The sequence below is a fragment of the Gloeocapsopsis sp. IPPAS B-1203 genome (genome assembly GCF_002749975.1).
GTDB lineage: Bacteria > Cyanobacteriota > Cyanobacteriia > Cyanobacteriales > Chroococcidiopsidaceae > Gloeocapsopsis.
On record NZ_PEIG01000019.1, the window covers coordinates 1 to 25,875 of the forward strand.

Here is a 25,875-nt window from a genome sequence, read left to right on the forward strand (position 1 = left end):
CCATGTATGCACAGGGAAATAGCAATATTCCTGACCACCCGATGAATACGAAGCGATCTCTCTTTAACCAGTCGTCTACGACGTCAAACCATCCTCGACTCGCTGGTTGTCCTACTGCTATTGTCATTGAACTAAAATCCTCGCGGTTTACTAAAATTGCAACTCTTTTGAGGAATTAAATTTTTGACACTCTCTACTGCAACAGACAGCGGAGATTTATGAGAAAATACTGGCAAACAGATGTTCGCTGCTTCCTCAAAGGGTTTGCCAAATAGCCCATACCACTTTCTAGTACCCCAGTCTATGGTTTCTTAATCTTTCTTAACTTATCACATTATTCACGCTCTGTAACCACTCCAGCTATATGGAATTATGGTTTTAGCACTAGCTTCTTAATATAATAGATATCAGAATTTTTACATTTTGACACAAGTTTTCTCAGCCATTCAAACAATTTGGCAAAATCAGATAGCTTAACATTTTTTTACTTTTTAGAAACCTACGCAGGGTAATTCAATGACTGTATCAACAACAAAGAATACGGGTGACTTTGCAAATCAAGGTAGCTCTGCTTCTCAGGTTCTTCATCAGAAAATTTTAGGTTCGAGACGTTTTAGTAACTACTGGTGGGCAACTGTTGTTTCGCTGGGTGCTACTGGCTTTTTGCTTGCTGGGCTGTCGAGCTATCTCAACGTCAATTTACTTCCCTTTGCCACACCTAATGAAATTACATTTGTGCCCCAGGGTTTGGCAATGACTTTCTATGGTGTTGTAGGCTTGTTATTAGCGTTATACCTGTGGGTTGTAGTGATCTTAGACGTTGGCGGTGGTTATAACGAGTTCAATAAAGAAGCTAAAAAAGTTCATATTTTTCGCTGGGGATTTTTAGGAAAAAACCGCAGAATTGAAATTGAATTTCCAACTCAAGATGTACAAGCTGTGCGGGTGGATGTTAAAGAAGGTCTGAATCCGCGTCGGGCTTTGTATTTGCGAGTCAAAGGACGGAGAAATGTACCCCTGACACGTGTAGGACAACCGCTATCACTGCAAAAGTTGGAAACAGAAGGTGCCCAATTAGCTCAGTTTTTGGGTGTGCCGCTTGAAGGTTTATAATCAGGAATTGCAATGAGATGATGAAACACTCTGGGTGAGTGATTAGCATAATGCATCGAAAAATTCAAATCTTGTTGATTGCTGGGTTGTTTCTTGGTGGGTTGATGTTAGGAGGATGCACACCAGATCAGGCTTCTGTATCTTCACCAACTTCCCCAGCTCAAACAACATCTCCTACTACGCCTACTGCTCAAACGAGTAGTCCACGAATGAAATCACCTGTATTAGAAGGAACTGCCACTGTCGTTATGACAGTTAATGGTTCACCAATTACGATTGAAGTTGATGGCACAAATGCCCCAGTAACTGCAGGCAACTTTGTCGATCTTGTACAAAGGGGTGTTTATGATGGGCTTGTTTTCCATCGCGTCGTTCGCCAACCAGAACCTTTTGTCGTTCAAGGCGGCGATCCGCAAAGTAAAAATCCTAATTTTCCTCCACAACGACTAGGTACTGGTGGTTTTATCGATCCCAACACAGGTAGCGAACGCTTTATTCCTTTAGAAATCAAACCTGAAGGCGCAGCTGAGCCAATTTATGGTCAAACTCTTGAGAGTACTCGGCTCTCGTCGGCAGCACCACAGTTACGACATACACGTGGTGCCGTAGCCATGGCGCGATCGCAGCAGCCAGATTCAGCCTCTTCGCAGTTCTACTTTGCTTTAGCTGATCTGTCATTTTTAGACGGTAGCTATGCTGTTTTTGGTTATGTCACCGATGGCATGGATGTTGTCGATCAAATTCAGCAAGGCGATCGCATCGAATCTGCCCAAGTCACACAAGGCGCAGAAAATCTACGAGGAGGTCAATAATTGTAAAGGGGTCAGGAATCGGAGGTCAGAGGTCAGAATAAATTCAGGGGATAAAGAAAGAACATCTTCGCTTGGATTAGTAGCAGTGTGTGTTTCAAGCTATTGCTCCCATACTAACCTCATGAGTCAATACAGTTAAGGGCTAGAGTGGTAATTAGAAATCTTGCCTTGTGATGTTCTAGTATTAAATCCCTGACCTCTGACCCCTCAATAAATGGAGTTCTGATAGTGGGCTTATTTGACGATTTCAACCGCTTTTTAGAAAACCGCTTAGAAGAATTTTTGCGCAACAACCCGCACTTAGAGCTAGAAGCGCTCTTAGAACAATTGCGCGAACAAGAAGAAGACACTTTGAAGTTAATCGCGGATTTGCAGTTGCAAGAAAAACGAGCGCAAGATGAAATTTTAGCAACTGCTCAAGAAATCCAACGGTGGCACGTTCGTGTAGAAAAAGCTAAGGCTGCCAATAGACTCGATCTCGCTCAACCAGCACAAGAACGCGAAGCTGCTTTGTTACGAGAAGGTAATCAGCGTTGGGGGCATATGCAGGGTTTAAAAGAACGCATTACCCAAGCAAAAGAATTGCTGCGGCAAATTCAACAAAGACGGCAAGAAGTTCAAAGTAAAGCAACAGAAGCACAAACAAATCGTGCTAATTATCAAGCACAGCAACTTTGGGAAACTGATGGTTGGAATCGTCGGGCGCGATCGCAAGGAGCAGATGATCTTGAAGCGACTTTTCAACGTTGGGAAACTCAAGAGGAGTTAGACCAGTTAAAACGAAACATGGGAAGATAGTACTTTCGTTAAAAAACAAACTATCGGTGAGTTGGTAAAAGGTAATTGCTTTGCCTTATTAGACTACAAGCTACATTGCAGTTGATGAATTGGGCTTAAGATTAAGTAAATTTTTATTGTTCGCTGCTGAGTTAGTTTGAGATTTCGCACAGCGATCGCAATCCTTCCTAATTTCTTGGACTCGCAATTACACGCCTAATAATTACTGGTTGCTATTAGCTATTACCTTTTACCGTTTTTTACTAGTTACATAGTTGAAATTAAGCCTGACTGCTTTTCTAAAGTTTCAGGAACATTACTGTGTCCTGAGAGACAAAAGCTATAGCTTGTACAAAATAAGGGCGAACGATGGGACTCGAACCCACGAATGGAGGAACCACAATCCTCTGCCTTAACCACTTGGCTACGCTCGCCATCGCATTATTGATTATACCACTTTTTATTTGTAGCTTGATTGATCAAACAGAAAATATGAAAAATTCGCATATTATTACTTATGTTGGAGTTGCAGCCCTTGCAGGTATAGGAATCACAATGGCTGTTACTAACCCCAGCTTGCCTGCTTACGAAGTATATGCAGTACAAAGGTTGACAGAATACTTAAAAAGTGACGTATGTCCTCAAGTGCCAGAGGTTTTCGGGAATATTTTACAACGCAACTGCGCTAAGATTGTCGATTCGAGTCAAGCTCAAATGCGGTTAATTATTACACAAGCAACACAGCAGCAAAATTTTGTCTTTTTTAGTATTTACCGCACAGATTTATCATTAAATCCATTACTTCCGTCTTACCAATTTGAAACTGTGGGAGTTTTCAATAATTTTTATACTTATCGCGCCCAACAACAGTAAGCTTATTCATAAACTCGGATGAATTCTAAAGGAAGTCCATCTGCATCAGCGATAAAGGCAACTTCGTAACAGCGATCGCCAATTTGCTGTTGAGTTGGTTCTAAAAGGACTTTTAAAGCTTGATATTGTTCTGGTTGTGATTGCTGGGCTTCGGTAAAACGATGTTTCAAAGCTGTTAACCACTCAGGTAAATCGTTCGTTACAGTACCCAGATCAAACGATAAGTGGTAATACCCAACATAATGCTCATCATTGAAAGCATCAGGTGCAGGGCGTGGTTCGGGAATCTGAATGAGTTCAATTCTGCCGCCGAGTCCTTCCATCCAGCAAGCCAAGGTGTAGCCTGTTGTAAAGCGATCGCATACCGTGAATCCCAAGAGTTCGTAGAAAGCGATCGCGCGATGAATATCAGCAGTCCGAATTGAAGCGTGATGCATTGGAGGAGTGAGGAGCGAGGGGCGAGGCAAAAATAAGTTTAAAGTTCTAACGTGACAACATTCAAACTTTCAAACTTTGTATTTATTCAAATAATCGAAAATAAGGATATCGTACAGGGACACCAGGTTCTTTTTCTAAGTCAAAATTAATCACTTCCCAGCACGGTTCTTCTTTTGGATCAGGACTAAATTCTACAGGCAAACCATAAAGTCTTGGTTTAGCAGTTTCTGATTGTCCTCGCCAGGGCGTACTTCGTTCTAAGTAGCCACTAATCAATTCTTGATAGCGGCGGGCAATAATCACGCGAGTTGCTCGATATCCTTGAGTATAGAGACGATCGAGTGCTTCATGAATTTCAAACCGAATGCCATCAGGATGTGTATGTTGCCGATACCACTCACTATTCCAACGTCGCCAGTGACGCCCTGATTGAAGATGAACAAGTTCGCCTGTTTTTGGTTCTGCTTCAAAAGCGCCGTGACGCGGACACAGATATGTATCGGTCAAAGTCAGTGCCGGAATCGTCTGGCGACAATGAGGACACTGAATTTCGGGACCAAAAATTGGGTACTGTAAGCCTGGGTTGATCATTTAGAGCGAAGCAGCATTGTTCTCTGTACACCAGCGCCGGTAGTTTTATTGTGACATTTTTGCTTCAAAAAGCAGTCATACTTTTTTGCTTGCACTGTCTTTCTATCGGTTTTTACACCATGATATGCTCATAAGACAACCAAATTTTTATTCTTTTGTCACAAATGTGGCTAAATCTTGGTTGAATCTAAGAACAATATCTATTCTACTGTGTCTGTTATATCCTATTGGAGCAATCCTGACCTTTCTGCTGCTGCTTTTGTTGCTGCTAATGCTACAGTTATCGGCAAAGTCACAATTGCAGCCGGAGTAAACGTTTGGTATGGTGCTGTAATTCGTGGTGATATTGAACGAATAGAGATTGGCGAATACACAAATATTCAAGATGGGGCAATTCTGCATGGCGATCCTGGTAAGCCCACAATCTTGGAGGATCATGTCACCGTGGGGCACCGAGCAGTTATACATTCAGCATATATTGAACGAGGCAGTTTAATTGGAATCGGTGCAGTAATCTTGGATGGAGTCAGGATAGGAACTGGAAGCATTATCGGTGCTGGTGCAGTTGTTAACAAAGATGTTCCACCGCGATCGCTTGTTGTCGGAGTTCCTGGCAAATGCATTCGTGAAGTTTCACAGACAGAAGCTGCTGAATTAATTACTCACGCTCGCCGCTACGAGAAGTTAGCCCTAGTTCATGCAGGTAAAGGTACTGATTTAGGATTTACGCCATAGCGCTGAGTGCAACAATACCCTCAAATTACAACAGCAATTCCTTAAATAAACTTCATAATTTCTGAGTTACAGCTTTCTAAGATTAAAAGTTAGAGAGATCTAGAAATTTTGCCAGTTTCGGCTAACAATAAAAGATGAGAACAATTCAAAAATCTTTAATTTCTACTTTCAAGGGGTAAAGATATGGACATTGATATGCGTGTTGCTTTCGTGTTGCTTCCTGTCATTGCTGCAGCAAGTTGGGCACTTTTTAATATTGCTCCTGCAGCAATTAGACAAATTCAGGCTTTTCTAAACAAGGAAGCTTAGGTAACTGGGAGAAGCTGGGGGAGTTGGGGAGACTAGGAGTTGTGAAGTGTTGAGTTCAAGAAAATTTAATTCAAAACTCAACACTCAAAATTCAAAACTAATTACTAGCCACTCACCCCTCACCTCTCACCCCTCTCGTTACGAAGTTACTAATCTTCTACGCAGCTTTTCAGATCTGCGCTTAGCAGTGGAATTATTGGGTTCAAGTTCTAGTGCTTGCTCGTAGGTTTGTAGAGCTTGAGCTGTCAAACTCTTGCGTTCGTAAGCATGACCTAAATTATTCAGTGCAGTGATGTACTGAGGTTGATATTTTAAGGCTTCTTTGTAATTGCGAATTGCCAAGTCGTACTGTTCTTGGGCAAAGTAAGCATAACCTAACCCATTGTATATGGGAGCAACATTTTCCTCAGCTTCTAATTCCGCCGTTTTTAGGGCTTTTTGAAACAGTGAGATGGCTTGAGCATGCACTTTCTTATCTAGATAAATGCTTGCCAACTCATAATACTCTTGAGTTGTTCCTTTTTCTTTGTTGAGCTTTTTTTGAAGCCGCGAGAGTACATTTTCTGTTTTGCGGGTTTTAAAGATCTGACGGAAGATTGTCAAACCAGCTGCTGATAGTAGTACCAGCAAGATAGCAAGATAAACAATAGCTAAAGAGTTATCCATTGTCTGTAGATACAGAAATTAAGTGTTTTTGTTCTATTTTTATTATCAAAGAGATAGGAGACTAGGGCTAGAGGTAAGTCAAGATAAGCAAGACAACTGTTGAGTATAAGCAAGTTGTCTACCTCACTTCTAATATGTTTAACTTGGTTAATATGGTTAGCTGAATAATAAAGGTGAAACAGTAATAGTTTTTAACTATTTAATTTTCGGATCGAGTTTGAACTGGTAAGCCCCAATAGCGGGCACGTTGTTGTAACCATCCTTCAGATAAGTAACGGGCGATCGCAGCGTTTACTTGTTGTCGCAAAGCATTATATTGCAATCCTTTTGGCATGACGACTGCTAGTGGTTCTGCAGATAGCAACGTTGGTAAAAGCCGATATTGTGGATATTCTTGTACCCACCCACTTAGGACACTTGCATCGGCAGCAAAAGCATCGGCCGCATTTGCTTCTAAAAGAGAGTATGCTTGCATGTAAGAATTAACCCCGATTAACTGCGCTGACGGGATGAGATAACGAACTGTGGAAATGGTACTCGAACCTTGCAAAACGGCTATTCTTCTAGCAGCAAAATTGCTGAGGCTCTGTGCTGAAGAATCTTTGGTGATCATTGCAGTGCCGTCAAAGTAGTAAGGAAGACTAAAACTGATTAATCGAGCGCGAGACTCTGTCACCGTAACGTTAGCTATGGTGAAATCGACTTGATTATTTAGAACGACTGCTAGGCGATCGCGGTTGGCAACAGCTTGAAAGCGAATAGCATTATCACTACCTAGCAAGTCTTGAGCTAGACGTCTTGCTAGTTCAATCTCTAGCCCTTGCAGATTTCCTTGGGCGTCACGATAGCCAAGTGGACGTAAATTGTCTTTAACAGCAACTAGCAGATAGCCGCGTTGTTTAATTTCTGGTAAATCAGCAGCATGAGCGGCGATCGCCTGAGGCACTGCGCTACGCGCAATCACAAATGGAAAATTGCCCCAGCGATCGCTGACTATACCTGTGATATTCATGCTAGCTAGAAAAAAGGAACAAATAATCAGCAGAAGCTGACGTTTTACCTTCATCCCCGTGCTTGGTTTGCCATTTCTGCGACTTTACCAAAGCTTGCTGGATCGAGAACTGCCATTTGTGCCAACATTTTGCGATTGAGTTGAATGTTAGCTTTTTTCAAGTTTCCGATCAGTTGGCTATAGCTCATATCATGCTGTCTTGCCGCAGCATTGATGCGGGTAATCCACAACCGCCGAAAATCACGCTTACGTTTTTTGCGATCGCGATAAGCACTGCGTAATGCTTTCATCACTTGCTGATTTGCAGTGCGAAATAAAGTTGAGTGCGAACCGCGAAAACCTTTGGCTAGTTTGAGAATTTTTTTACGACGCTTGCGCGCCACATTACCGCGTTTGACTCGTGTCATCGTTTTTTCCTAGCAAATTACAAATAGGGCAACATAAAGCGAACGTTTTGTTCGTCACGTTCGTCAACAACTTCCATTTGGGACAAGCGACGCTTGCGCGCAGAAGATTTATGCTGTAAGAGGTGGTTTTTGAACGCTTTACGGCGGACTATTTTGCCACTTCCGGTAGCGCGGAATCTTTTTGCCGCTGCTTTTCGGGTTTTGAGTTTTGGCATGAGTTTTTTGTTAATTCGACACAATCTATCATCATACCATCGAGTCGCCTATCTTGCATAATGTAGACGTTCGTCATTAAGAGTTAGGGTATAAATAAAGAATTTTCAGAGAAGGCGAAACAGAGATGGACGTTAAAGCAGCAGTTGCTTGGGACGCAGGACAACCATTGACAATTGAGACTGTGCAACTAGAAGGACCACAAACAGGAGAAGTCTTAGTCGAAATCAAGGCAACTGGAGTCTGCCACACTGATGCTTTCACCCTTTCTGGTGCAGATCCCGAAGGTTTGTTTCCGGCAATTTTAGGGCATGAAGGTGCAGGTGTTGTTGTTGAAGTGGGTTCTGGAGTCAAAAGTCTCAAAGTTGGCGATCGCGTTATTCCGCTTTACACTCCAGAATGCCGCCAGTGTGAATATTGTCTTAGTCGTAAAACAAATCTTTGTCAAGCTATTCGCTCAACTCAAGGGCGTGGTGTAATGCCAGATGGTACAAGTCGTTTTTCACTTGATGGCACGATGCTCCACCACTACATGGGAACATCCACTTTCGCTAATTATACAGTATTACCTGAGATTGCTGTAGCTAAGATTCGTGAAGATGCGCCCTTCGATAAAGTGTGTTACATCGGCTGCGGGGTAACAACAGGTATTGGAGCAGTGATTTACACTGCCAAAGTTGAACCAGGGGCAAAAGTCATCGTTTTCGGATTAGGTGGTATTGGTTTAAATGTGATTCAAGGCGCTCGCATGGTAGGAGCCGAAATGATTGTCGGGGTGGATATTAATCCTAGCAAGCGAGCATTAGCTGAAAAATTTGGCATGACGCACTTTGTCAACCCTAAAGAAGTTGAAGGCGAGCTAGTGCCTCATTTAGTTGATTTAACAAAAGGTGGTGCTGATTATACCTTTGAGTGTATTGGCAACGTGAATGTGATGCGTCAGGCACTAGAATGTTGTCACAAAGGATGGGGTGTCAGTGTCATTATTGGTGTTGCTGCTGCTGGTCAAGAAATTTGCACCCGCCCCTTTCAACTCGTAACCGGACGGGTTTGGAAAGGTTCTGCGTTTGGTGGTGCTAGAGGACGCACTGATGTACCCAGAATTGTCGATTGGTATATGGAAGGCAAAATCAATATTGATGATTTGATCACTCACACTATGCCGTTAGAGCGCATTAATGATGCCTTTGATTTAATGCATAAAGGTGAATCAATACGTAGTGTCGTCACTTTTTAGCAACTATTGTGCCAAATCTAAAGAGTTAGGAGGAGTGTTTGTGATTCATCCTAACTTTATAGATAATTACTGCACTTCATTTAGTTTTTTGAGCCTGGCAAGCTAACAAATGACGCTGAATGCTAAGCACAACACCTTTAGTACTATTCTTCACTGCCTGGTTAGAGTAGCGAATGACTTGATAGCCAAGTTGATTGAGGCGAGCATCTCGCTGTTGATCGTCGGCTTTCTGCTCAGCTTTTTTGTACAAATTGCCACTGTACTTATTACTATCAACTTCAACGATCAACTTATGACCAGGAAAGGCAAAGTTAAAGTGATAACCATCAAGACAATGGTTCTGTATATGTTCTATGCCAGCGGACGTTAGTGCATCACTAAGGATGTGCTGAATATTGGTCGAGTAAGTGTCACTCAATGCTGGCATCCTTTTAATTAATTGTTTACTATTTTACATCAAAGACACTTATGGTAAACTAGGTTTTAGAGGCTGCTTAGATTTCTAAAACCGGAATCTAGTAGTAGTGTCTCTTATCAAGCTAAAACTAGCATCAACTAGAGCTTATTGGCAACCACGCCAAAAGTTTTAGTACCTGTCACTCTGCAAAGATGCTTGAATACATAGCCTGAGAAAAGCAAACTTTAATTAAATCTGTCATTTGCTCATCTTGAGTAACACAACTGCCTGACTTGTGTTAAAGTGTCAATTACAGATTACATTCGGTTGTGCAGTTTTTTGTTTTCATACTACAGAACTCTCTCCGAATCTAACTTCTACACCTACGATTCTGGAGACTTTTATGTCAATTTACGTCGGTAATTTATCCTATGAGGTAGAGCAAGATGACCTCAAACAAGTTTTCCTAGAGTATGGAGACGTTAAGAGCGTACAACTACCTACAGACCGAGAAACAGGGCGAGTAAGAGGATTCGCTTTTGTAGAAATGGGAACAGAAGCCGAAGAAACTGCGGCGATTGAAGCCCTTGATGGTGCTGAGTGGATGGGACGTAACTTAAAAGTAAATAAAGCTAAACCTAGAGAAGATAGATCTTCTGGCGGTGGAAGACGAGGAAACGGTGGTGGCGGATACTCTCGCCGCTACTAAGCTTCGCGACAAAGAACTTAACTCTAAAGTCTTAGGGGCAGATAAAGAGTCTGCCTTTTTTAATTTTTGTTATTCAACAGTCACTTCACTGTCAATTAAATTCGGAGAGAGAATGACCCAAATAATTCTGGGCGAAAATGAAGGAATTGAGTCAGCCTTGCGCCGCTTTAAACGACAAGTCTCCAAAGCTGGGATTTTTCCAGATATGCGGAAACACCGCCACTTTGAAACACCGATTGAAAAACGCAAGCGCAAAGAACTTGCCAAGCACAAACAGCGCAAGCGGGGAGGACGTCGCTATTAAAATTACTAAAAAGAAGGAATTTTAATAGAACGAGATTTTGCTAGATAAAAGAGGAAGGCGATCGTTCTCAGTCTAAAATCAGAACGGCTGCGATATAAAGACTATTCGACTTCCTTGGCTCACGATAACATCTGCCGCTACTTAACAACTGAATATGCCTCAACCTTCACAAGCTGGTTATTAAATATTAATACACCTAGTATTTCACTTCTACCAACGGAACTAAAACTCGATTCTATCCGTTCAGACGCTTTACATTTCTTGCTAGATTACCAACGAATTCTCCATCTAGAGTTGCAAACCATACCTCTGCGAATGCTCGATTATTAGGTAAGACTATACCGTCAGTACGAGTATCCCATAGAACAAGTTGTTATCTTGTTGAAACAGACAAACTCTGATCCTGATTTATATTAGAGCAATTTGTAGCCGATAATACAGTTCATCGCTACCGAGTTATCAGCATTTGGGAGCAAGACCCACTTTTTTACTAGCAACTCCAGGATTACTTCCTCTAGCAGCTTTAGCACAGACAAATACTCCTGAGGCTTTATTACAGCAAATTGCTGCTCAGGTCGATATGATTGAAGAAATAGAAGAACAGCGTAATATTTCAGTTTGTGTTGAGGTTTTAGCAAGCTTGAAGTTTGATCGAAACTTGCTTAAACAGTATTTGAGAGAGGATCTGATGCGAGAGTCTCCAATATATCAGGAAATTCTTCAAGAAGGAGTACACAGAGGGTTGCAACAAGGGTTACAACAAGGAAAGTGTGAAACTGTTATCCGCCTACTCACTCGTCGGATTGGGATAGTCAAACCTGAGTTACGAAGTGAGATTCAACTCAGTTAGATGAATTAAATGAAGCGCTGCTAGATTTCTCTAGCGAAGCCGACTTAGTATCTTGGTTGCAGTCTCATCAGTAGAATCTCTGCTGTAATGAGTTAAGCCGTTAGTTGCATCGTACCAATTTTATTTATGCCTGCATTGCTCAAATCAACTGAATATCGCTGTTTTGATGGAACTGTTGGTTTTTATAGCCATCAATCAGAAACTTGTCACATTGAAATGCGTTTTGCTGTGTACCAACCGCCGCAAGTAAAATCACAGCGAGTTCCAGTGTTGTATTTTCTTTCAGGTTTAACTTGTAGTGAAGAAAATTTTATCACAAAAGCAGGGGCACAGCGCTATGCAGCTGAGTATGGATTAATGTTAGTTGTGCCAGATACTAGCCCCAGAAATACAGGAATTGCAGAAGAAGATGAAGACTGGGACTTGGGTACGGGTGCAGGTTTTTATGTGGATGCGACAGAAGTACCGTGGCGATCGCATTATCAAATGTACAGTTACGTAGTGCGCGAGTTACCTGCAATCATTGCCGAGAACTTCTCAATCCAATCAGAAAAACAAGGAATTTTTGGTCACTCAATGGGTGGACATGGGGCGCTAGTGTGTGCGTTACGCAACCCGAATCAATACAAATCTGTTTCTGCGTTTGCGCCAATTGTTGCACCGATGCGTTGTCCGTGGGGTGAAAAAGCTTTTTCGCATTATTTGGGTACAGATCGAGAAAGCTGGCGGAGTTATGATGCTAGTGAATTAGTACTGAATGCAAACTATCAACATCCAATACTGATCGATCAAGGAACTGCTGATAAATTTTTAGTCGAGCAACTCAAACCGGAGTTATTTGAGCAAGCGTGTACCAAGGCTAATCAACCGCTAAACTTAAGGATGCAAGCTGGTTACGACCATAGTTACTACTTTATTGCTACTTTTATAGAAGACCATATCCGTCATCACGCTGCTGCACTGTTAGATTAATTCTTCCTACATTAGTGGAAGTGAGTGTTATGTCACAGCCTACCATGTCCTCTACAGAAGATGAAATTAAAAAGGCGATTGTCACAAAGCGGGGTAAACTACCATCAAAGTGGATCGTTTGGTTAGGAAAATTTGTTTGGACAAGTCTTTGGCAGATCATGATGTCAAAGCTAGCACCACGCAATCAATCAGGTGCATACATTCGTCCTAGCAGTGAGTTTCGCAACGTTGTCAGTACTACAGAAGGAAATTTTTATCAACCTTTCTCAGGGCGCTATCAACTCTATGTTGGGCTAAGTTGTCCTTGGGCACATCGAACGCTTGTTGTACGGGCGTTGAAAGGACTTGAAGAGACCATATCAGTATCTACTGTGTCTCCTTCGCCACTTGAAGGTGGTTGGGTTCTAGACCAAGAAGAAAATGGCTGTCGAACACTTGCACAAGTATATCAGCTAGCAAAACCTGGATACAGTGGGCGTTCTACTGTACCTGTGTTATGGGATAAACAGACAAATACGATAGTTAATAATGAGAGTTCTGAGATTATTGTGATGCTGAACTCAGAATTTAATCAGTTTGCGAAACACTCTACTCTCGATCTTTACCCCGAAAAACTCCGCGAGAAAATCGATTGGTGGAATGAGAAGATTTATCACACGGTCAATAACGGTGTCTATCGTTGTGGTTTTGCACAGACGCAAAAAGCATACGAACAAGCTTGTAATGAGTTGTTTGTCACCCTAGATGAGATTGATACCGTATTAAGCTCAAGTCGATATCTTTGTGGTAGCATGACACTTGCAGATATACGCTTATTTACAACCTTGTTTCGCTTTGATGTCGTTTACTACGGTTTATTTAAGTGTAACCGTCGCCAAATTCAAGATTATCAAAATTTAGGAGCTTACTTGCGCGACTTGTATCAGCTACCAGGTGTTGCTGAAACTTGTAATTTAGATGCAGTTAAACACGACTACTATGGTAATTTATTTCCCCTTAATCCAGGTGGGATTATTCCCTGCGGTCCTGATATCAATCTTCTAGAACCACACAAGCGCGAACAAGTTGGTCAAGGAGTGATGATGTAGTCAAGGAGAAGCGATCGCCTTGTCTCATTAATAGATAATTAGTATTGTCTCGTTTACCAGCTAATCACTACTGACAATCAGATGAGTAAGTAGCCGATGATATAACATTTTGCTTCCTGCTCGGCTTAGACTTTTATTTATCGCTTAAATTAATTGCAGTATAGCGTGATACCAAATAATGACTTCAACCATTTCAATCAATGATAAGCAGCGCCTGCAACTCACACCATTAGAAATACCCAATCGCTTGCTGCTAGGACCAGGACCATCAAACGCGCATCCTGATGTATTACAAGCGATGAATAGACTGCCAGTAGGACATCTCGATCCCACTTTTCTGACACTGATGGATGAAATTCAGTCGCTACTGCGCTATGTGTGGCAAACAGAAAACTCAATGACAATTGCAGTTAGTGGAACAGGAACTGCTGCAATGGAGGCGACAATTGCAAATTCAGTAGAACCTGGTGATGTCGTTTTAGTGGGTGTCAGTGGTTATTTCGGCAATCGTTTGGTAGATATGGCTGGGCGCTATGGTGCAGAAGTTCGCACTATAACCAAACCTTGGGGGCAAGTTTTCTCTCTAGAAGAATTGCAAATTGCACTAGAAACCCATCGTCCAGCGATTCTAGCACTGGTTCATGCAGAAACGTCTACTGGCGCGAGGCAACCTCTAGAAGAAGTAGGCGAGTTGTGTCGAGAGTTTGACTGTTTATTGCTTGTAGATACAGTAACTAGCCTTGGTGGTGTTCCTATATTCTTAGACGCTTGGGGCGTTGACCTTGCCTATAGCTGTAGTCAGAAAGGTTTAGGATGTCCGCCAGGGGCGTCACCTTTTACAATGAGTGCTAGGGCAATGGAGAAGTTACAGCAGCGCCAGAGTAAGGTAGCAAACTGGTATCTAGATATGACCTTGTTGGGTAAATATTGGGGTCAAGAACGCGTTTATCATCATACAGCACCGATTAATTTGTACTATGCGCTGCGAGAAGCTTTGCGTTTAGTTGCAGAAGAAGGATTAGCAAACTGTTGGCAGCGTCATCAAAAAAATGTTGAGTACCTCTGGGAAGGATTAGAAGATCTGGGACTGAAACTACACGTTGAACGCGAGTTTCGGCTACCAACTCTGACGACTGTGTGTATTCCTGAAGGTGTTGACGGTAAGGCAGTTGCTCGACAGTTACTCAATGACTACAATATCGAAATTGGCGGTGGTTTGGGCGAATTAGCTGGTAAAGTCTGGCGCGTGGGGCTGATGGGCTTTAATAGCCGCAAAGAGAGTGTCGATCCACTTTTAAGTGCTTTACGGCAAGTTCTACCGAACTAAGATTGCTAGGTTAAATACAGGCGTAAAACACTCGTCGCCTGTATCTCATTTGTCGGTTTCAAATTTCTACAAGGTTATTGGGAGAAAAAACCAACAAGCAAAAGGGGCACAAAAATTAATGCACACACAACAACCAGGAGAGTTCCCGCGTCAACATCAACTTCATTAATTTCATCATCATTTCTCTTTGGTATCGGCATCACGCACCTCCTAAGAGTGAGTATATTAACTTAAGGTAAAGGATGCGTGCTTGTTTCTTAAACCCTAAATAGGTAGAGAATTGTGAAGGTAAAGTGCGATTGGGCGATCGCGCAGCGTCTCGTAGAGAAGCCCAGCGCCAAAGGCGATCGCTACAGATTAGCTTAATGTAAAACTTTCAAGACTTTACCTGTGATGTCTCCTGATCTTGCCCTCGAACATGAGCTTCTACAAATCAATATTGATGATATGTTATCTCAGCGAATAGGGTAGGTCTATCTACCCTATTCGTAATTGTAAAAGCGAGAAGTCTTAAACTCTAAATTTCTCAGTAATTCGCTTCATTGCTACTTCAACATTTTCGCGACTATTAAAGGCAGAAATGCGAAAATAGCCTTCGCCTGCTGCACCGAAACCCGAACCAGGAGTTCCGACAACATGGCAAGTATGCAGCAATTTATCGAAGAAATCCCAACTTGAAAGATTATTCGGCGTTTGTACCCAAACATACGGTGCATTTATACCACCATATACAGCAATTCCAGCGGCGGTGAGTTGTTCGCGGATGATTTTGGCATTTTCGAGATAAAAGCTCACCAAGGCTTTAATTTGGGCTTGCCCTTCATCAGAATAGACAGCTTCCGCACCGCGTTGCACGATATAAGAAACACCGTTAAATTTTGTCGATTGGCGGCGGTTCCACAACTTCCACAATTCCACATCGGACCCATCCGCAGCTTTGGCGGTGAGAGATTTAGGTACGACAGTTAATGCACAACGAGTTCCGGTAAAACCCGCATTTTTAGAGAAAGAACGAAATTCGATCGCACAATCTCGCGCCCCTTCAATTTCGTAAATTGAATGCGGTAGTTCGGGATCGGTAATATAAGCTTCGTAAGCAGCATCAAAGAAGATAATTGAGTTATGCGCTTTGGCGTAGTCTACCCATGCTTTGAGGTGTTCTTTGGTAGCTGTTGCACCTGTCGGGTTGTTGGGAAAGCACAAATAAATTAAATCAACTTTCTTTGCGGGAATCTCGGCGGTGAAGTTATTTTTTGCGGTGATTGGGAGATAAACTAAACCTGCATATTCGCCTTTGTCGTTAATTTCACCTGTATGTCCTGCCATGACATTGGTGTCTACATACACAGGATAAACGGGGTCGGTAACGGCGATCGCATTATTATTACCAAAAATATCAAGAATATTACCTGTATCGCACTTAGAACCATCAGAGATAAAGATTTCTGAAGCATCAATATCGCATCCGCGTGCTTGAAAATCATGAGTGGCGATTTTTTCTCTTAACCAAGCATAACCTTGTTCAGGACCATAGCCTTTAAATGTTGCGCGATCGCCCATTTCTTCAACGGCTTTAATCATTGCAGTGCGACACGCTTGTGGTAATGGTTCGGTGACATCCCCAATCCCCAGGCGAATAATATTTGCCTCTGGGTTCGCGTCAGCAAAGTTATTGACTCGTCGGGCAATTTCTGGAAATAAGTATCCTGCTTTGAGTTTGAGATAGTTATCGTTAATCGTTGCCATGTAGAATCGCCTTGAATACCGTAGAATAGCTTACTGCCAATTATCTCTAATTGAGGGGTGTTAGCGCAGCGGGACGAAGTCCGGAGTGAGGGGCGAGGGAAAGATATGAGACTTTATTTTTTGGTTCCAGGAACGAGTGGTACATTTGCTTGTGGTGGACTTTGGGCAGAATTAAAAACCTTGGATCTGGCAAAGCAGATCTGTCATGCAGAAGTTGTCACCTATCGCCAGAAAGAAAAAAATACGCTGTTTTTAGATAATCTACTACACGACAAGAACTTAGATGATGTGATTTTTGTGATTAGTTGGGGGTTTGATGTTCCACAACTTGCACGTAAATTAGCGTCTTATAACGTTGTTTATCATGCTCATAGTACGGGTTACGGGTTCAAGTTACCTGCAAACATTCCGATTATTACTGTAAGCCGTAACACGATGGGATATTGGGGACAATATGCACCAAATTCCTTAATTTACTATTTACCCAATCAAATATCTGATGAATTTCAAAATTTACACCTCGAACGCGATATTGATGTTTTAGTTCAAGCACGAAAATCTTCTCATTATTTACTTCAAGAATTGATTCCAGCTTTAAAGCAGCAATGTAATGTTGTTGTTGTTGATTCTTATGTTGAAGATTTGGCAAGACTGTTTAATCGAGCTAAAGTTTATCTTTATGACTCAGCTGAGTATTGGGCAACACAAGGAGTTAGCGAAGGTTTTGGGTTACAACCACTCGAAGCAATGGCGTGTGGCTGTCAAGTTTTTTCTAGTATCAATGGCGGGCTTTCCGATTATTTAGATCCAGGATTTAATTGCTATAAAATTGCTGGGTATGCGCGAGATTATGATGTTAAACGAATTTTAAGAATAATAGAAAAACCAGAAGCAATTATACTACCCGAATCACTCTTTACAGAGTATCGAACTCAAAATATTCTTGACCGCTTGCAGGTCATCTTATCCGAGATTAACGACTTCTTTAATTGCAAGAATTTACCTGGTAATATTCAAGACTTAACAAGTAGCCGCGTAGCACAACTAAGAATACAGCGAGTATTAAATAAGCTGAAGCATAAGTTTTGATTTTTGAGTTAAATTTATACTCCCGATTACCTATTACCCATTACCCATTACCTAGTCCATTTAAATCTTTGCGCACAACTCCATCAAAATTTAAAATGAAATCTGCACCGTAAACTAACGATGGTGTTTGAAATCCAGGATGAAATTGTCCTGCAAGTACTCTCGAAACAATTTCTACGGCTGTCATTGCTGTTAATGTATAACCCTCAGGACATTGTAGGCGCGATACTGCTGTTTTGCCTGAGTCGTCTACAACTTCTCCCCAGAGGAGACTTTTGCCTTGAGTGCGTTCTATCTCTGTTGGTCCTGGTAACTGATTTTGAATCAAACGCTTTTGCAAATTTTGTACTGGGGGTAAGCTCAATAATCCACCAATATAACGCGTTGCAACCATTCCTATACGTATTGATGCGGGAAAGGCGGCGTAAACTTCAATATTAGGAATACCTGTACTGTAAAAAGCAGTAGATACATCTCCCCAGGGAATCGTTACGGCGATCGCTGAACCCTGTCCAAAATCAATTGTGCGCGTTTTCCAAGCTGCAGGAACTGAAGTGAGAACTCCGCTACGGCGTACTAAGCCGCCTTTACCTTGGGCTTCAACCATTGTAGTCGCTGTCCCGCGTGAAATTTTACCTAATGCTTGAAAGGCAAGAGTTAACTGTGTTGCGGTGGGAAGGCGGGCTTTGAGATGCGCAGCAAGACAATCGGAAGGAACAACATCAAAACCTACACCAGGAAGTAGCATGACACCTGAGGCTTGGGCAGAGGAATTTTGCGCGGCGATCGCCTCAAAGACTGCAACTTCTCCGGTAATATCTAAATAATGCGTCTTTGTGCGCAAGCATCCGGCAACTAGTAACTTTGCTGTTTGTGAAAAAGGACCTGCACAGTTTAAGACAACTGGTACGTCAGCTAATGCTTCATCAACAGCAGCGGTATTATCTAAAGTGAATATACGATACTCTAGTCCTAGTTCTGTCGCTAATGATGCTATTTTTTGGAGATTTCGTCCTACAAGGACGGGAGTTAGCCCTTTTTGTACTGCTAAGCGTGCAATGAGTTCTCCGGTGTAACCATTAGCGCCATATAGCAAGAATGATGACATTTTTAAAAAGGAGACTAGAAGGTACTGTTATTGTGAAATTGTTTGATGCTAATAAGAATCAACCATTAGCGTGATTTTTACTGTTCGTGCTCAATTTACTGAATTTATAATAAAAAATAAATTAACTTAAAATTGCATTTTGAGAGAAAGTGTTATTTCAAAACGAATTTTGGAGAAAGCTTGATGCTTACAACGACTGTGTTAGGTATGAATAATAAGGTGAATTGAGTGTCAACGCGAAAGTACAAAAATAAATATCGTCGTAAACAATACCCTCTCAACCGCTTACTTCAGTATAGTCGTCAATATCGCGGTCAAATTTGGTTGGCATCGCTGTATTCAGTGTTGAATAAAGTATTTGATTTAGCACCGCCTGCTTTAATTGGTGTTGCAGTTGATGTCGTTGTAAACCAACAAGATTCAGTTATTGCGCGTTGGGGCGTACAAGATATTTATACACAGTTTGTTATTCTTTCTATTTTAACTGTTATTGTTTGGATCTTCGAGTCAATTTTTGAATACGCTCACTCCCGACAATGGCGGAATTTAGCTCAAACAATTCAACATGATTTACGTTTAGATGCTTATCAACATTTACAAGAATTAGAATTAGCTTATTTTGAAGAACGCAGTACAGGTGGTTTGATGTCAATCTTAAGTGATGATATCAACCAGTTAGAACGATTTTTAGATATTGGTGCAAATGACTTAATTCAAGTAACAACGACGGTTGTTGTGATTGCAGGTGCTTTTTTTATTATGGCTCCGAGTGTGGCTTGGATGGCAATGCTTCCGATGCCATTTATTCTTTGGGGTTCGGTGGCGTTTCAACGATTGTTAGCACCACGTTATGCTGATGTGCGTGAAAAGGTGGGTTTTCTGAATTCGCGTTTGGCAAATAATTTGTCAGGAATGTTGACAATTAAAAGTTTTGTAGCAGAAGACTACGAAGCCCAACGGGTGCGTGAGGAAAGTGCAGCTTATCGTCAAAGTAATCGGAAGGCGATCGCACTTTCTGCGGCGTTTGTTCCACTCATTCGGATGATTATTCTTGCTGGCTTTACCGCGTTATTACTCTATGGTGGTTTAGCAGCAGTGGAAGGTAGAATTACTGTAGGAACTTACAGCGTGTTGGTGTTCCTAATTCAGCGGTTATTATGGCCTTTAACTCGATTAGGCGAAACGTTCGATCAGTATCAACGCGCTATGGCTTCAACCAGTCGCGTGATGAATTTACTTGATACTCCAGTTGCTATTCATACTGGAAACGTGGCGCTTCCTGTGGAGAAGGTACGCGGCGAAATTGAATTGCACAATGTCACTTTTGCTTACAATGGGCGCGATCCTGTCATTGAAAATTTATCGTTGTATGTTCCTGCAGGAAAAACAATCGCGATTGTCGGTTCTACAGGTTCGGGTAAGAGTACTTTAGTAAAACTGTTGTTGCGGTTGTATGAAGTGCAATCAGGTAGCATTATACTTGATGGCATTGAGTTACGCAATTTAAGATTTAACGATTTGCGTCGCGCGATTGGTTTAGTTAGCCAAGATGTCTTTTTGTTTCACGGAACAGTTGCAGAAAATATCGCCTACGGAAGTTTTGAGGCAACACCAGCAGACATTATCCATGCTGCTACTATTGCCGAAGCGCACGAGTTTATTATGCAACTTCCCCAAGACTACGATACGATAGTTGGCGAACGCGGGCAAAAGTTATCTGGGGGACAAAGACAAAGAATTGCGATCGCCCGTGCGGTATTAAAAAATCCTCCGATTTTGATTTTAGATGAAGCCACTTCTGCGGTAGATAATGAAACTGAAGCTGCAATTCAGCGATCGCTAGAGAAAATTACACTAAATCGTACAACGATTGCGATCGCGCATCGGCTATCTACTGTGCGTAATGCCGATTGTATCTATGTTATGGAATACGGCAAACTAGTCGAGAAAGGAACCCACGAACAACTTATCGCCCAACAAGGAATCTATACGAGTCTTTGGCGGGTACAATCAGGTTTAAACGTTGCTAGTGATTAGTTGCTAGTCACTAGTCACTAGTATCATCAGTAGTTGCTAGTCACTAGCCACTAGTCACTAGTCACTAGTATCATTAGTAGTTGCTAATCACTAGTCACTAGTATCATCAGTAACTAACCAGATTTGCTCTTATTACCAGTCTTTAAATTTTGCATTGCTTATGTTTTTTGGTAGCCCTCAACCTCATTCTCAAGAAAATACTTGGCAACGTCAGTTAGATCAATTTGCCAAAGTAAATCAGCAAGAACTCGCCGCCTTGTCTTGGGGATTATGGCTAGAAAATGGCGATCGTCAAGGAACTTTAGGAATTAATTTGAAGCCTCAACCGCATTTTGTGTATTGTCCAAAATCGGCAATCGAAGCTTTCAATGATAATGTGGAAAATCAAATTCAAGAGATTTTAGGTATTGTTGATAACCATCAACCCGAAAAAGAGGTTTTAATTATTGGTATTGGTAGCGAACAAATCAAAATAGTTCATTATGAACCTGACCCTACACCACCTATTTGTTATGCACAATTAGCAACTGATGTTAATACTTTATTAGAACAATTAGAACAGCATTTATCTGAACAAATATCCTAAAAAATGAGTAGCTTAAATATGAAAATCCTCAATAGCTATCATGAATGACACAGATAAAAGAAAACTCCTGTCTGGATTAAGCCACGGTTCTTTAATTCTTAATATTGTTGTATTTCCAGTTCTCGTACCAATTATTATCTTGTTGGTTACGGATGATGCAATTGTACGTAGTAATGCCAAAGAAGCAATTTTTGCAATTAATGTCATTATTTGTGCTGTTATTAGTTCGCTACTTATTTTGGTAGAAGGTCTTGGTATTTTTCTACTTTACCTACTTGCTATTATCAGCTTTATCATGCCACTTATTGCTACTATTTATGCCGTGAAAAACATACATAAGCCGTATCATTATCCTTTAATTTGGCATTTTTTATAGCGGTATATAAGTGAAGCTAATAGAACAATGTATCGCTAACTGATTTAAATTGTGAAGTTTTTAGGAACAAACTATAAAATACCTAAAAAAGAGATAATGATTTAAGATCGCTATACTATGTACCGTTTTAATCAAAAGGACAATTTGGCAGAATGCAGCCTGTCCAATCAACACAGCAAAATCAAGAAATTCAACAGGATAGTTCTGTAGCTGTAGATACAGCCATTTTCTTTGAACTTTCTACAGATTTACTGTGTGTCATTAGCTGGGATGGTACGTTGAAGAAGGTAAATTCAGCTTTTGGTAAGACATTAGGATATTTAGCTGCCCAATTACAGCAGCAGAAGTTTATAGACTTGGTTCATCCTGAAGATCAAGATAAGACACTTGCAGCGATCGCTCAAAGTCAAATAAGTGATGGCACAGCATCTTGTGAGAATCGCTACCGCTGTGATGATGGTTCGTATAAACTCTTAGAGTGGAATGTCCGTTTTGAAGTAAAGACAGGATTGATTTACGCAATCGCCCGCGAAGGTGCAAATAATTCCACTATAGATACGGCACTCTATCGCACCTTAGCACGCAATCTTCCCAAAGCTGCTGTCTTCTTATTTAACCATGATTTGCGTTACGAGCTATGCGAGGGTCAAGAAATAGCCAGCATGGGCTTTACTCAAGCTACATTGACAGGAAAAACCATTTGGGAAGCATTACCACCAGAATGTTGTGCAGAAGTTGAGTCATTGTATCGCGCAACACTCACAGGACAAGAAATTGTGACTGAAATGATTTGTTGCGGTCATGCTTACGCCGTACATACTGTACCTGTGTGTAACGAACAGCAGGAAATTGTTGCAGGGATGGCGATCCTCCAAAATATTGATGAACGCAAGCAAAATGAGGAAACGGTACGACGACAAATCGGAGAAATTGAAGCAATTTATACCTCCGCACCAATTGGATTATGTTTCTTAGATACTGACTTGCGTTATGTGCGCGTCAACGATCGCTTAGCCGAAATTAATGGTATCCCAGCAGCAGAACACATCGGTAAATCTATTGAGGAACTCTTACCTGAACTAGGCGAATTGCAAGCACAATTGTTTGCACAAGTGATTCAAACTGGAGTACCTATTTTAGATGTGGAATTACATGGTACTACTCCAGCGCAACCAGGAATTGAGCGTGATTGGTTAGTGAGTTACTACCCACTACGCGATCGCGATAACTATATTCTTGGTATCAATATTGTTGTTCAAGAAATTACACAGCCCAAGCAACAAGCTGCTGAACTCAAAGAACGAGAACGACAGCTAACAACAATTTTATCAAATACTCCCGATGTGATTTGCCGTTACAGTAAGGACTTTCGCTATCTTTATATTAGTCCTGCTGCTGAACGAATTGTCGGGATTTCAACAAACCAATTTATTGGTAAAACAAATGCAGAAATAGGGATGCCAGAAACATACACTAAGACTTGGGAGAATCTGATTAGAGAAGTTTTGACAACAGGTCATCAACAAACCTTAGAGTTTAACTTCTCCTATGCATCTAAAACGTGGCATTTCTACTCAATATTTATTCCAGAATTTGCATCTGACGGTTCAGCTGAATCAGTACTCGTTGTCAGTCGTGATGTCACCGAACGTCGTCAAGCTGAAGAATCCTTAGCGAAAAGTCAAGATTGGTTGCAACTTTCCCAACAAGCAGGACATATTGGTGCTTTTGTTTGGGACATGACGACAGGAGATATTGTTTGGACGCAACAGCTAGAAATTCTGTATGGGTTAACTCCTGGTAGCTTTGGCGGTACTTACGAACACTGGCGACAACAAGTTCACCCAGAGGACTTAGCGCAAATTGAGCAAAGTTTGCAAGAGAAAATGCAGACTCGCAGTGAAGAGTGGCAAGGAGATTTTCGGATTTTTCACGCTCAAACTGGGGAAATGCGCTGGATTGCTGCTAAAAGTCGCTTTTTCTATGATTCTGGGCAGCCAATACGGATGATTGGTGTCAATCTTGATATTAGCGATCGCAAACATACAGAAGTTGCGTTACGTGAAAGCGAACTGAATTACCGGATGTTGGCAGATACAATGCCACAGTTGTTTTGGACAACGCTACCCGATGGCTACCACGAATACTACAATCAACGCTGGTACGATTATACCGGATTGACGTTAGAGGAAACCAAAGGGACTGGCTGGAATCACGTGTTGCATCCTGAGGATCAACAACGCAGTTGGGAAGTCTGGAGTGAGTCGCTGCGTACAGGGAAGAATTATGAAATTGAATATCGCTTTCGCCGCTATGATGGGGAATACCGTTGGTTTTTAGGAAGAGCATTTCCTTTACGCGATTGCAATGGACACATTATGCGCTGGTTTGGTTCGTGTACTGATATTCACGATCAAAAAATTGCCTTAGAAGAACGCGATCGCGCCGTAGAACGCGAACGAACCGCAAGATCGCAAGCTGAAGCAGCGAACCGAATTAAAGATGAGTTTCTAGCAGTACTATCACACGAGTTGCGATCGCCACTCAATCCAATTTTAGGTTGGGCAAAACTTCTTCTCAGTCGAAAATTTGATGAAGAGACAACGCGCAAAGCTTTACAAACAATCGAGCGCAATGCACAATTACAAACACGCCTGATTGAAGACTTACTAGATATCTCGCGAATCTTACGCGGTAAGCTGAGCTTAAACATCACGCAAGTTAACTTAGTCACAATTGTAGAAGCCGCACTCGAAACTGTACGACTCGCGGCAGAAGCGAAAGCGATTAACTTACACTTCATCATTGCATCGGCACGCGATCGAGAGTTCCAGATGACTGGAGATGCAGCGCGGTTGCAGCAAATTATTTGGAATCTCCTCACGAATGCAGTCAAGTTCACCCCCAATGGTGGGCGCGTTGAAGTCAAGCTGGATTATGTGTTCTCAGGTTTGAATTATGAATTGGGGAATTCTACAACTCAAAACTCACAAAGATGTGTGCAAATTCAAATCAGCGATACTGGTAAAGGAATTGCACCTGAATTTCTCGCCCATGTATTTGATTATTTCCGTCAAGCTGATAGCAGCATTACGCGAAAATTTGGTGGACTAGGGTTAGGACTTGCTATTGTACGTCATTTAGCTGAACTGCATGGTGGTTCAGTCAAAGCTGATAGTCAAGGCGAAGGTAAAGGCGCAACATTTAGCGTCACGCTACCGCTACCAGAAACAGATATAGGAAATGCAAGCTTAAGTAATAACACGCATGACAATGACTCTGATCTCCCACTATTGGGAATACGAGCATTAATTGTAGATGACGAAGCGGATATGCGCGAATTACTTGTTGTAACTTTAGAACAATATGGCGCGCAAGTTACTGCTGCTGCATCAGCAAGTGAAGTCTTAGAACAGTTACCACAAGCCTATCAGATTCTCATTAGTGATATCGGAATGCCCAACATAGATGGCTACACACTAATGCGGCAAATTAGAACCTTACCAATTGAACAAGGAGGATCAATACTTGCGATCGCCTTAACTGCTTATGCTGGCGAAACCGATCAACAAGCAGCGATCGCCGCTGGATTTAATCGACATTTAGCAAAACCCGTTGAACCTGCTAAGTTGTTAGCAACTATTATCAATCTATTAAGCAAATCATAAATCTTGAGCTAAGATGAGTGTCATTGCTTGCTGTAGAATCTCTTCTCGATTAACTATTTTTGCTAATTCATCCGGTTGATAACGTCCTTCTTCAACTTCTAAAGCAGCGCAATCTATTGCTGCTGGATAAGCTTCTTCTAAAGCAATACGTACATTTTCTGGTGGTAAGTAATAACCACCTGCTTGGCGACGTTTATTCTTTTTCTCGATCATCCAAATTGAATTACGAATTGAAACTTCCCACGAGCGCGTAGAACGCTTTTCGGCATGTTGTTTGATAAGATGAAGCAAAAGAATGACTGCATAACTACTGATTGCACTAATTTTGTCATCGCGACTCATTTCTTCAAGTTCTTCAACAATTGCTAATGCTCCTTTAACATCACCTTGTAATAGCAATTCTTTGAGTGTAAATAATTCTTCCATAGCATTATT

The 25,875-nt window shown here is 41.6% G+C and carries 28 protein-coding genes, 1 tRNA gene and 2 pseudogenes; 18 read left to right on the forward strand and 13 right to left on the reverse strand.

What is annotated here, in order from left to right:
- A pseudogene (locus tag CSQ79_RS23930) lies at window positions 1-127 on the reverse strand (photosystem II D2 protein (photosystem q(a) protein)); the annotation flags it as partial.
- Between the two features lie 389 nt (window positions 128-516).
- Here CSQ79_RS23930 and CSQ79_RS23935 point away from each other — a divergent pair.
- From CSQ79_RS23935 to CSQ79_RS23945, 3 genes are all read left to right on the forward strand, one after another.
- Window positions 517-1,113 carry a photosystem I assembly protein Ycf4 gene (locus tag CSQ79_RS23935; RefSeq protein WP_099703626.1) on the forward strand — a complete coding sequence of 199 codons (597 nt, stop codon included), beginning with the start codon at window positions 517-519 and terminating at the stop codon, window positions 1,111-1,113.
- 50 nt (window positions 1,114-1,163) lie between these two features.
- Window positions 1,164-1,925, forward strand: a complete 762-nt coding sequence (locus CSQ79_RS23940; RefSeq protein WP_099703627.1) for a peptidylprolyl isomerase — start codon at window positions 1,164-1,166, stop codon at window positions 1,923-1,925.
- Between the two features lie 228 nt (window positions 1,926-2,153).
- The gene (locus tag CSQ79_RS23945) at window positions 2,154-2,723 is read left to right on the forward strand and encodes a TIGR04376 family protein (protein WP_099703628.1); all 570 of its coding nucleotides are present in this window, start codon (window positions 2,154-2,156) and stop codon (window positions 2,721-2,723) included.
- A gap of 340 nt (window positions 2,724-3,063) precedes the next feature.
- On the opposite strand, the gene CSQ79_RS23950 is transcribed toward CSQ79_RS23945, so the two are convergent.
- A tRNA-His gene (locus CSQ79_RS23950) sits at window positions 3,064-3,136 on the reverse strand.
- Between the two features lie 58 nt (window positions 3,137-3,194).
- On the opposite strand from CSQ79_RS23950, the gene CSQ79_RS23955 reads away from it, so the two are divergent.
- Window positions 3,195-3,575, forward strand: coding sequence for a DUF4359 domain-containing protein (locus tag CSQ79_RS23955; RefSeq protein WP_099703715.1), 381 nt, complete (start codon window positions 3,195-3,197; stop codon window positions 3,573-3,575).
- Window positions 3,576-3,577: 2 nt separating this feature from the next.
- Here the strand turns inward: CSQ79_RS23955 and CSQ79_RS23960 are convergent, their stop codons facing one another.
- Window positions 3,578-4,012: a VOC family protein gene (locus CSQ79_RS23960; protein ID WP_099703629.1), complete on the reverse strand. Its 435-nt coding sequence runs from the start codon at window positions 4,010-4,012 to the stop codon at window positions 3,578-3,580.
- An 82-nt stretch (window positions 4,013-4,094) separates the two neighbouring features.
- The gene (locus CSQ79_RS23965) at window positions 4,095-4,604 is read right to left on the reverse strand and encodes a TIGR02652 family protein (RefSeq protein ID WP_099703630.1); all 510 of its coding nucleotides are present in this window, start codon (window positions 4,602-4,604) and stop codon (window positions 4,095-4,097) included.
- A gap of 210 nt (window positions 4,605-4,814) precedes the next feature.
- Here CSQ79_RS23965 and CSQ79_RS23970 point away from each other — a divergent pair, with 210 nt between their 5' ends.
- Window positions 4,815-5,339 (forward strand): gamma carbonic anhydrase family protein, encoded by a 525-nt coding sequence (locus CSQ79_RS23970; RefSeq protein ID WP_099703631.1) that lies wholly within the window; start codon window positions 4,815-4,817, stop codon window positions 5,337-5,339.
- A gap of 183 nt (window positions 5,340-5,522) precedes the next feature.
- A complete protein-coding gene (locus tag CSQ79_RS23975; protein ID WP_099703632.1) occupies window positions 5,523-5,648 on the forward strand; it encodes a photosystem II protein Y in 126 nt (41 codons plus the stop codon).
- 138 nt (window positions 5,649-5,786) lie between these two features.
- Here CSQ79_RS23975 and CSQ79_RS23980 read toward each other — a convergent pair whose 3' ends face one another.
- From CSQ79_RS23980 to rpmI, 4 genes are all read right to left on the reverse strand, one after another.
- Window positions 5,787-6,314: a tetratricopeptide repeat protein gene (locus tag CSQ79_RS23980; protein WP_099703633.1), complete on the reverse strand. Its 528-nt coding sequence runs from the start codon at window positions 6,312-6,314 to the stop codon at window positions 5,787-5,789.
- A 199-nt stretch (window positions 6,315-6,513) separates the two neighbouring features.
- A complete protein-coding gene (locus CSQ79_RS23985; RefSeq protein ID WP_099703716.1) occupies window positions 6,514-7,326 on the reverse strand; it encodes a transporter substrate-binding domain-containing protein in 813 nt (270 codons plus the stop codon).
- Window positions 7,327-7,376: 50 nt separating this feature from the next.
- Window positions 7,377-7,733, reverse strand: a complete 357-nt coding sequence (rplT, locus tag CSQ79_RS23990; RefSeq protein ID WP_099703634.1) for a 50S ribosomal protein L20 — start codon at window positions 7,731-7,733, stop codon at window positions 7,377-7,379.
- A 17-nt stretch (window positions 7,734-7,750) separates the two neighbouring features.
- Window positions 7,751-7,948, reverse strand: a complete 198-nt coding sequence (gene rpmI, locus CSQ79_RS23995) for a 50S ribosomal protein L35 (RefSeq protein WP_099703635.1) — start codon at window positions 7,946-7,948, stop codon at window positions 7,751-7,753.
- Window positions 7,949-8,073: 125 nt separating this feature from the next.
- On the opposite strand from rpmI, the gene CSQ79_RS24000 reads away from it, so the two are divergent.
- A complete protein-coding gene (locus CSQ79_RS24000) occupies window positions 8,074-9,183 on the forward strand; it encodes an S-(hydroxymethyl)glutathione dehydrogenase/class III alcohol dehydrogenase (RefSeq protein WP_099703636.1) in 1,110 nt (369 codons plus the stop codon).
- A 76-nt stretch (window positions 9,184-9,259) separates the two neighbouring features.
- On the opposite strand, the gene CSQ79_RS24005 is transcribed toward CSQ79_RS24000, so the two are convergent.
- A complete protein-coding gene (locus CSQ79_RS24005; RefSeq protein WP_099703637.1) occupies window positions 9,260-9,610 on the reverse strand; it encodes an endonuclease domain-containing protein in 351 nt (116 codons plus the stop codon).
- A gap of 373 nt (window positions 9,611-9,983) precedes the next feature.
- Between CSQ79_RS24005 and rbp the strand changes: the two genes are divergently transcribed.
- The 6 genes and pseudogenes from rbp (at window position 9,984) to CSQ79_RS24035 (ending at window position 14,830) form a co-directional block, all read left to right on the forward strand.
- Window positions 9,984-10,289: an RNA-binding regulator gene (gene rbp, locus CSQ79_RS24010; protein WP_099703638.1), complete on the forward strand. Its 306-nt coding sequence runs from the start codon at window positions 9,984-9,986 to the stop codon at window positions 10,287-10,289.
- A gap of 112 nt (window positions 10,290-10,401) precedes the next feature.
- A complete protein-coding gene (gene rpsU / locus CSQ79_RS24015; RefSeq protein WP_099703639.1) occupies window positions 10,402-10,593 on the forward strand; it encodes a 30S ribosomal protein S21 in 192 nt (63 codons plus the stop codon).
- 688 nt (window positions 10,594-11,281) lie between these two features.
- A pseudogene (locus tag CSQ79_RS28720) lies at window positions 11,282-11,517 on the forward strand (DUF4351 domain-containing protein).
- Window positions 11,518-11,569: 52 nt separating this feature from the next.
- Window positions 11,570-12,415 carry an S-formylglutathione hydrolase gene (gene fghA / locus CSQ79_RS24025; protein ID WP_099703640.1) on the forward strand — a complete coding sequence of 282 codons (846 nt, stop codon included), beginning with the start codon at window positions 11,570-11,572 and terminating at the stop codon, window positions 12,413-12,415.
- Between the two features lie 29 nt (window positions 12,416-12,444).
- The gene (locus CSQ79_RS24030) at window positions 12,445-13,503 is read left to right on the forward strand and encodes a glutathione S-transferase family protein (RefSeq protein ID WP_502693964.1); all 1,059 of its coding nucleotides are present in this window, start codon (window positions 12,445-12,447) and stop codon (window positions 13,501-13,503) included.
- Window positions 13,504-13,681: 178 nt separating this feature from the next.
- Window positions 13,682-14,830 (forward strand): alanine--glyoxylate aminotransferase family protein, encoded by a 1,149-nt coding sequence (locus tag CSQ79_RS24035; RefSeq protein ID WP_099703642.1) that lies wholly within the window; start codon window positions 13,682-13,684, stop codon window positions 14,828-14,830.
- A 74-nt stretch (window positions 14,831-14,904) separates the two neighbouring features.
- Here CSQ79_RS24035 and CSQ79_RS28460 read toward each other — a convergent pair whose 3' ends face one another.
- On the reverse strand, window positions 14,905-15,030 hold the full coding sequence (locus CSQ79_RS28460; RefSeq protein WP_265576209.1) for a hypothetical protein: 126 nt from the start codon (window positions 15,028-15,030) through the stop codon (window positions 14,905-14,907).
- A gap of 310 nt (window positions 15,031-15,340) precedes the next feature.
- Window positions 15,341-16,576, reverse strand: coding sequence for an LL-diaminopimelate aminotransferase (locus tag CSQ79_RS24040; RefSeq protein WP_099703643.1), 1,236 nt, complete (start codon window positions 16,574-16,576; stop codon window positions 15,341-15,343).
- A gap of 105 nt (window positions 16,577-16,681) precedes the next feature.
- On the opposite strand from CSQ79_RS24040, the gene CSQ79_RS24045 reads away from it, so the two are divergent.
- The gene (locus CSQ79_RS24045; RefSeq protein WP_099703644.1) at window positions 16,682-17,665 is read left to right on the forward strand and encodes a glycosyltransferase; all 984 of its coding nucleotides are present in this window, start codon (window positions 16,682-16,684) and stop codon (window positions 17,663-17,665) included.
- A gap of 40 nt (window positions 17,666-17,705) precedes the next feature.
- Here the strand turns inward: CSQ79_RS24045 and CSQ79_RS24050 are convergent, their stop codons facing one another.
- The gene (locus CSQ79_RS24050; protein WP_099703645.1) at window positions 17,706-18,773 is read right to left on the reverse strand and encodes a saccharopine dehydrogenase family protein; all 1,068 of its coding nucleotides are present in this window, start codon (window positions 18,771-18,773) and stop codon (window positions 17,706-17,708) included.
- Between the two features lie 228 nt (window positions 18,774-19,001).
- Between CSQ79_RS24050 and CSQ79_RS24055 the strand changes: the two genes are divergently transcribed.
- The 4 genes from CSQ79_RS24055 (at window position 19,002) to CSQ79_RS24070 (ending at window position 25,440) form a co-directional block, all read left to right on the forward strand.
- Window positions 19,002-20,810, forward strand: a complete 1,809-nt coding sequence (locus tag CSQ79_RS24055; RefSeq protein ID WP_099703646.1) for an ABC transporter ATP-binding protein — start codon at window positions 19,002-19,004, stop codon at window positions 20,808-20,810.
- A gap of 160 nt (window positions 20,811-20,970) precedes the next feature.
- Complete coding sequence (gene ccmS, locus CSQ79_RS24060) at window positions 20,971-21,396, forward strand: beta-carboxysome assembly chaperone CcmS (protein ID WP_099703647.1); 426 nt, start codon at window positions 20,971-20,973, stop codon at window positions 21,394-21,396.
- A 40-nt stretch (window positions 21,397-21,436) separates the two neighbouring features.
- The gene (locus CSQ79_RS24065; RefSeq protein WP_099703648.1) at window positions 21,437-21,772 is read left to right on the forward strand and encodes a DUF4870 domain-containing protein; all 336 of its coding nucleotides are present in this window, start codon (window positions 21,437-21,439) and stop codon (window positions 21,770-21,772) included.
- 152 nt (window positions 21,773-21,924) lie between these two features.
- Entirely contained in the window at window positions 21,925-25,440 is a 3,516-nt protein-coding gene (locus tag CSQ79_RS24070) for a PAS domain S-box protein (RefSeq protein ID WP_099703649.1), read from the forward strand.
- Here CSQ79_RS24070 and CSQ79_RS24075 read toward each other — a convergent pair.
- Window positions 25,435-25,866, reverse strand: coding sequence for a DUF29 family protein (locus CSQ79_RS24075; RefSeq protein ID WP_099703650.1), 432 nt, complete (start codon window positions 25,864-25,866; stop codon window positions 25,435-25,437). The two genes, CSQ79_RS24070 and CSQ79_RS24075, sit on opposite strands and share 6 nt — an antisense overlap.
- Between the last annotated feature and the right edge of the window lie 9 nt (window positions 25,867-25,875).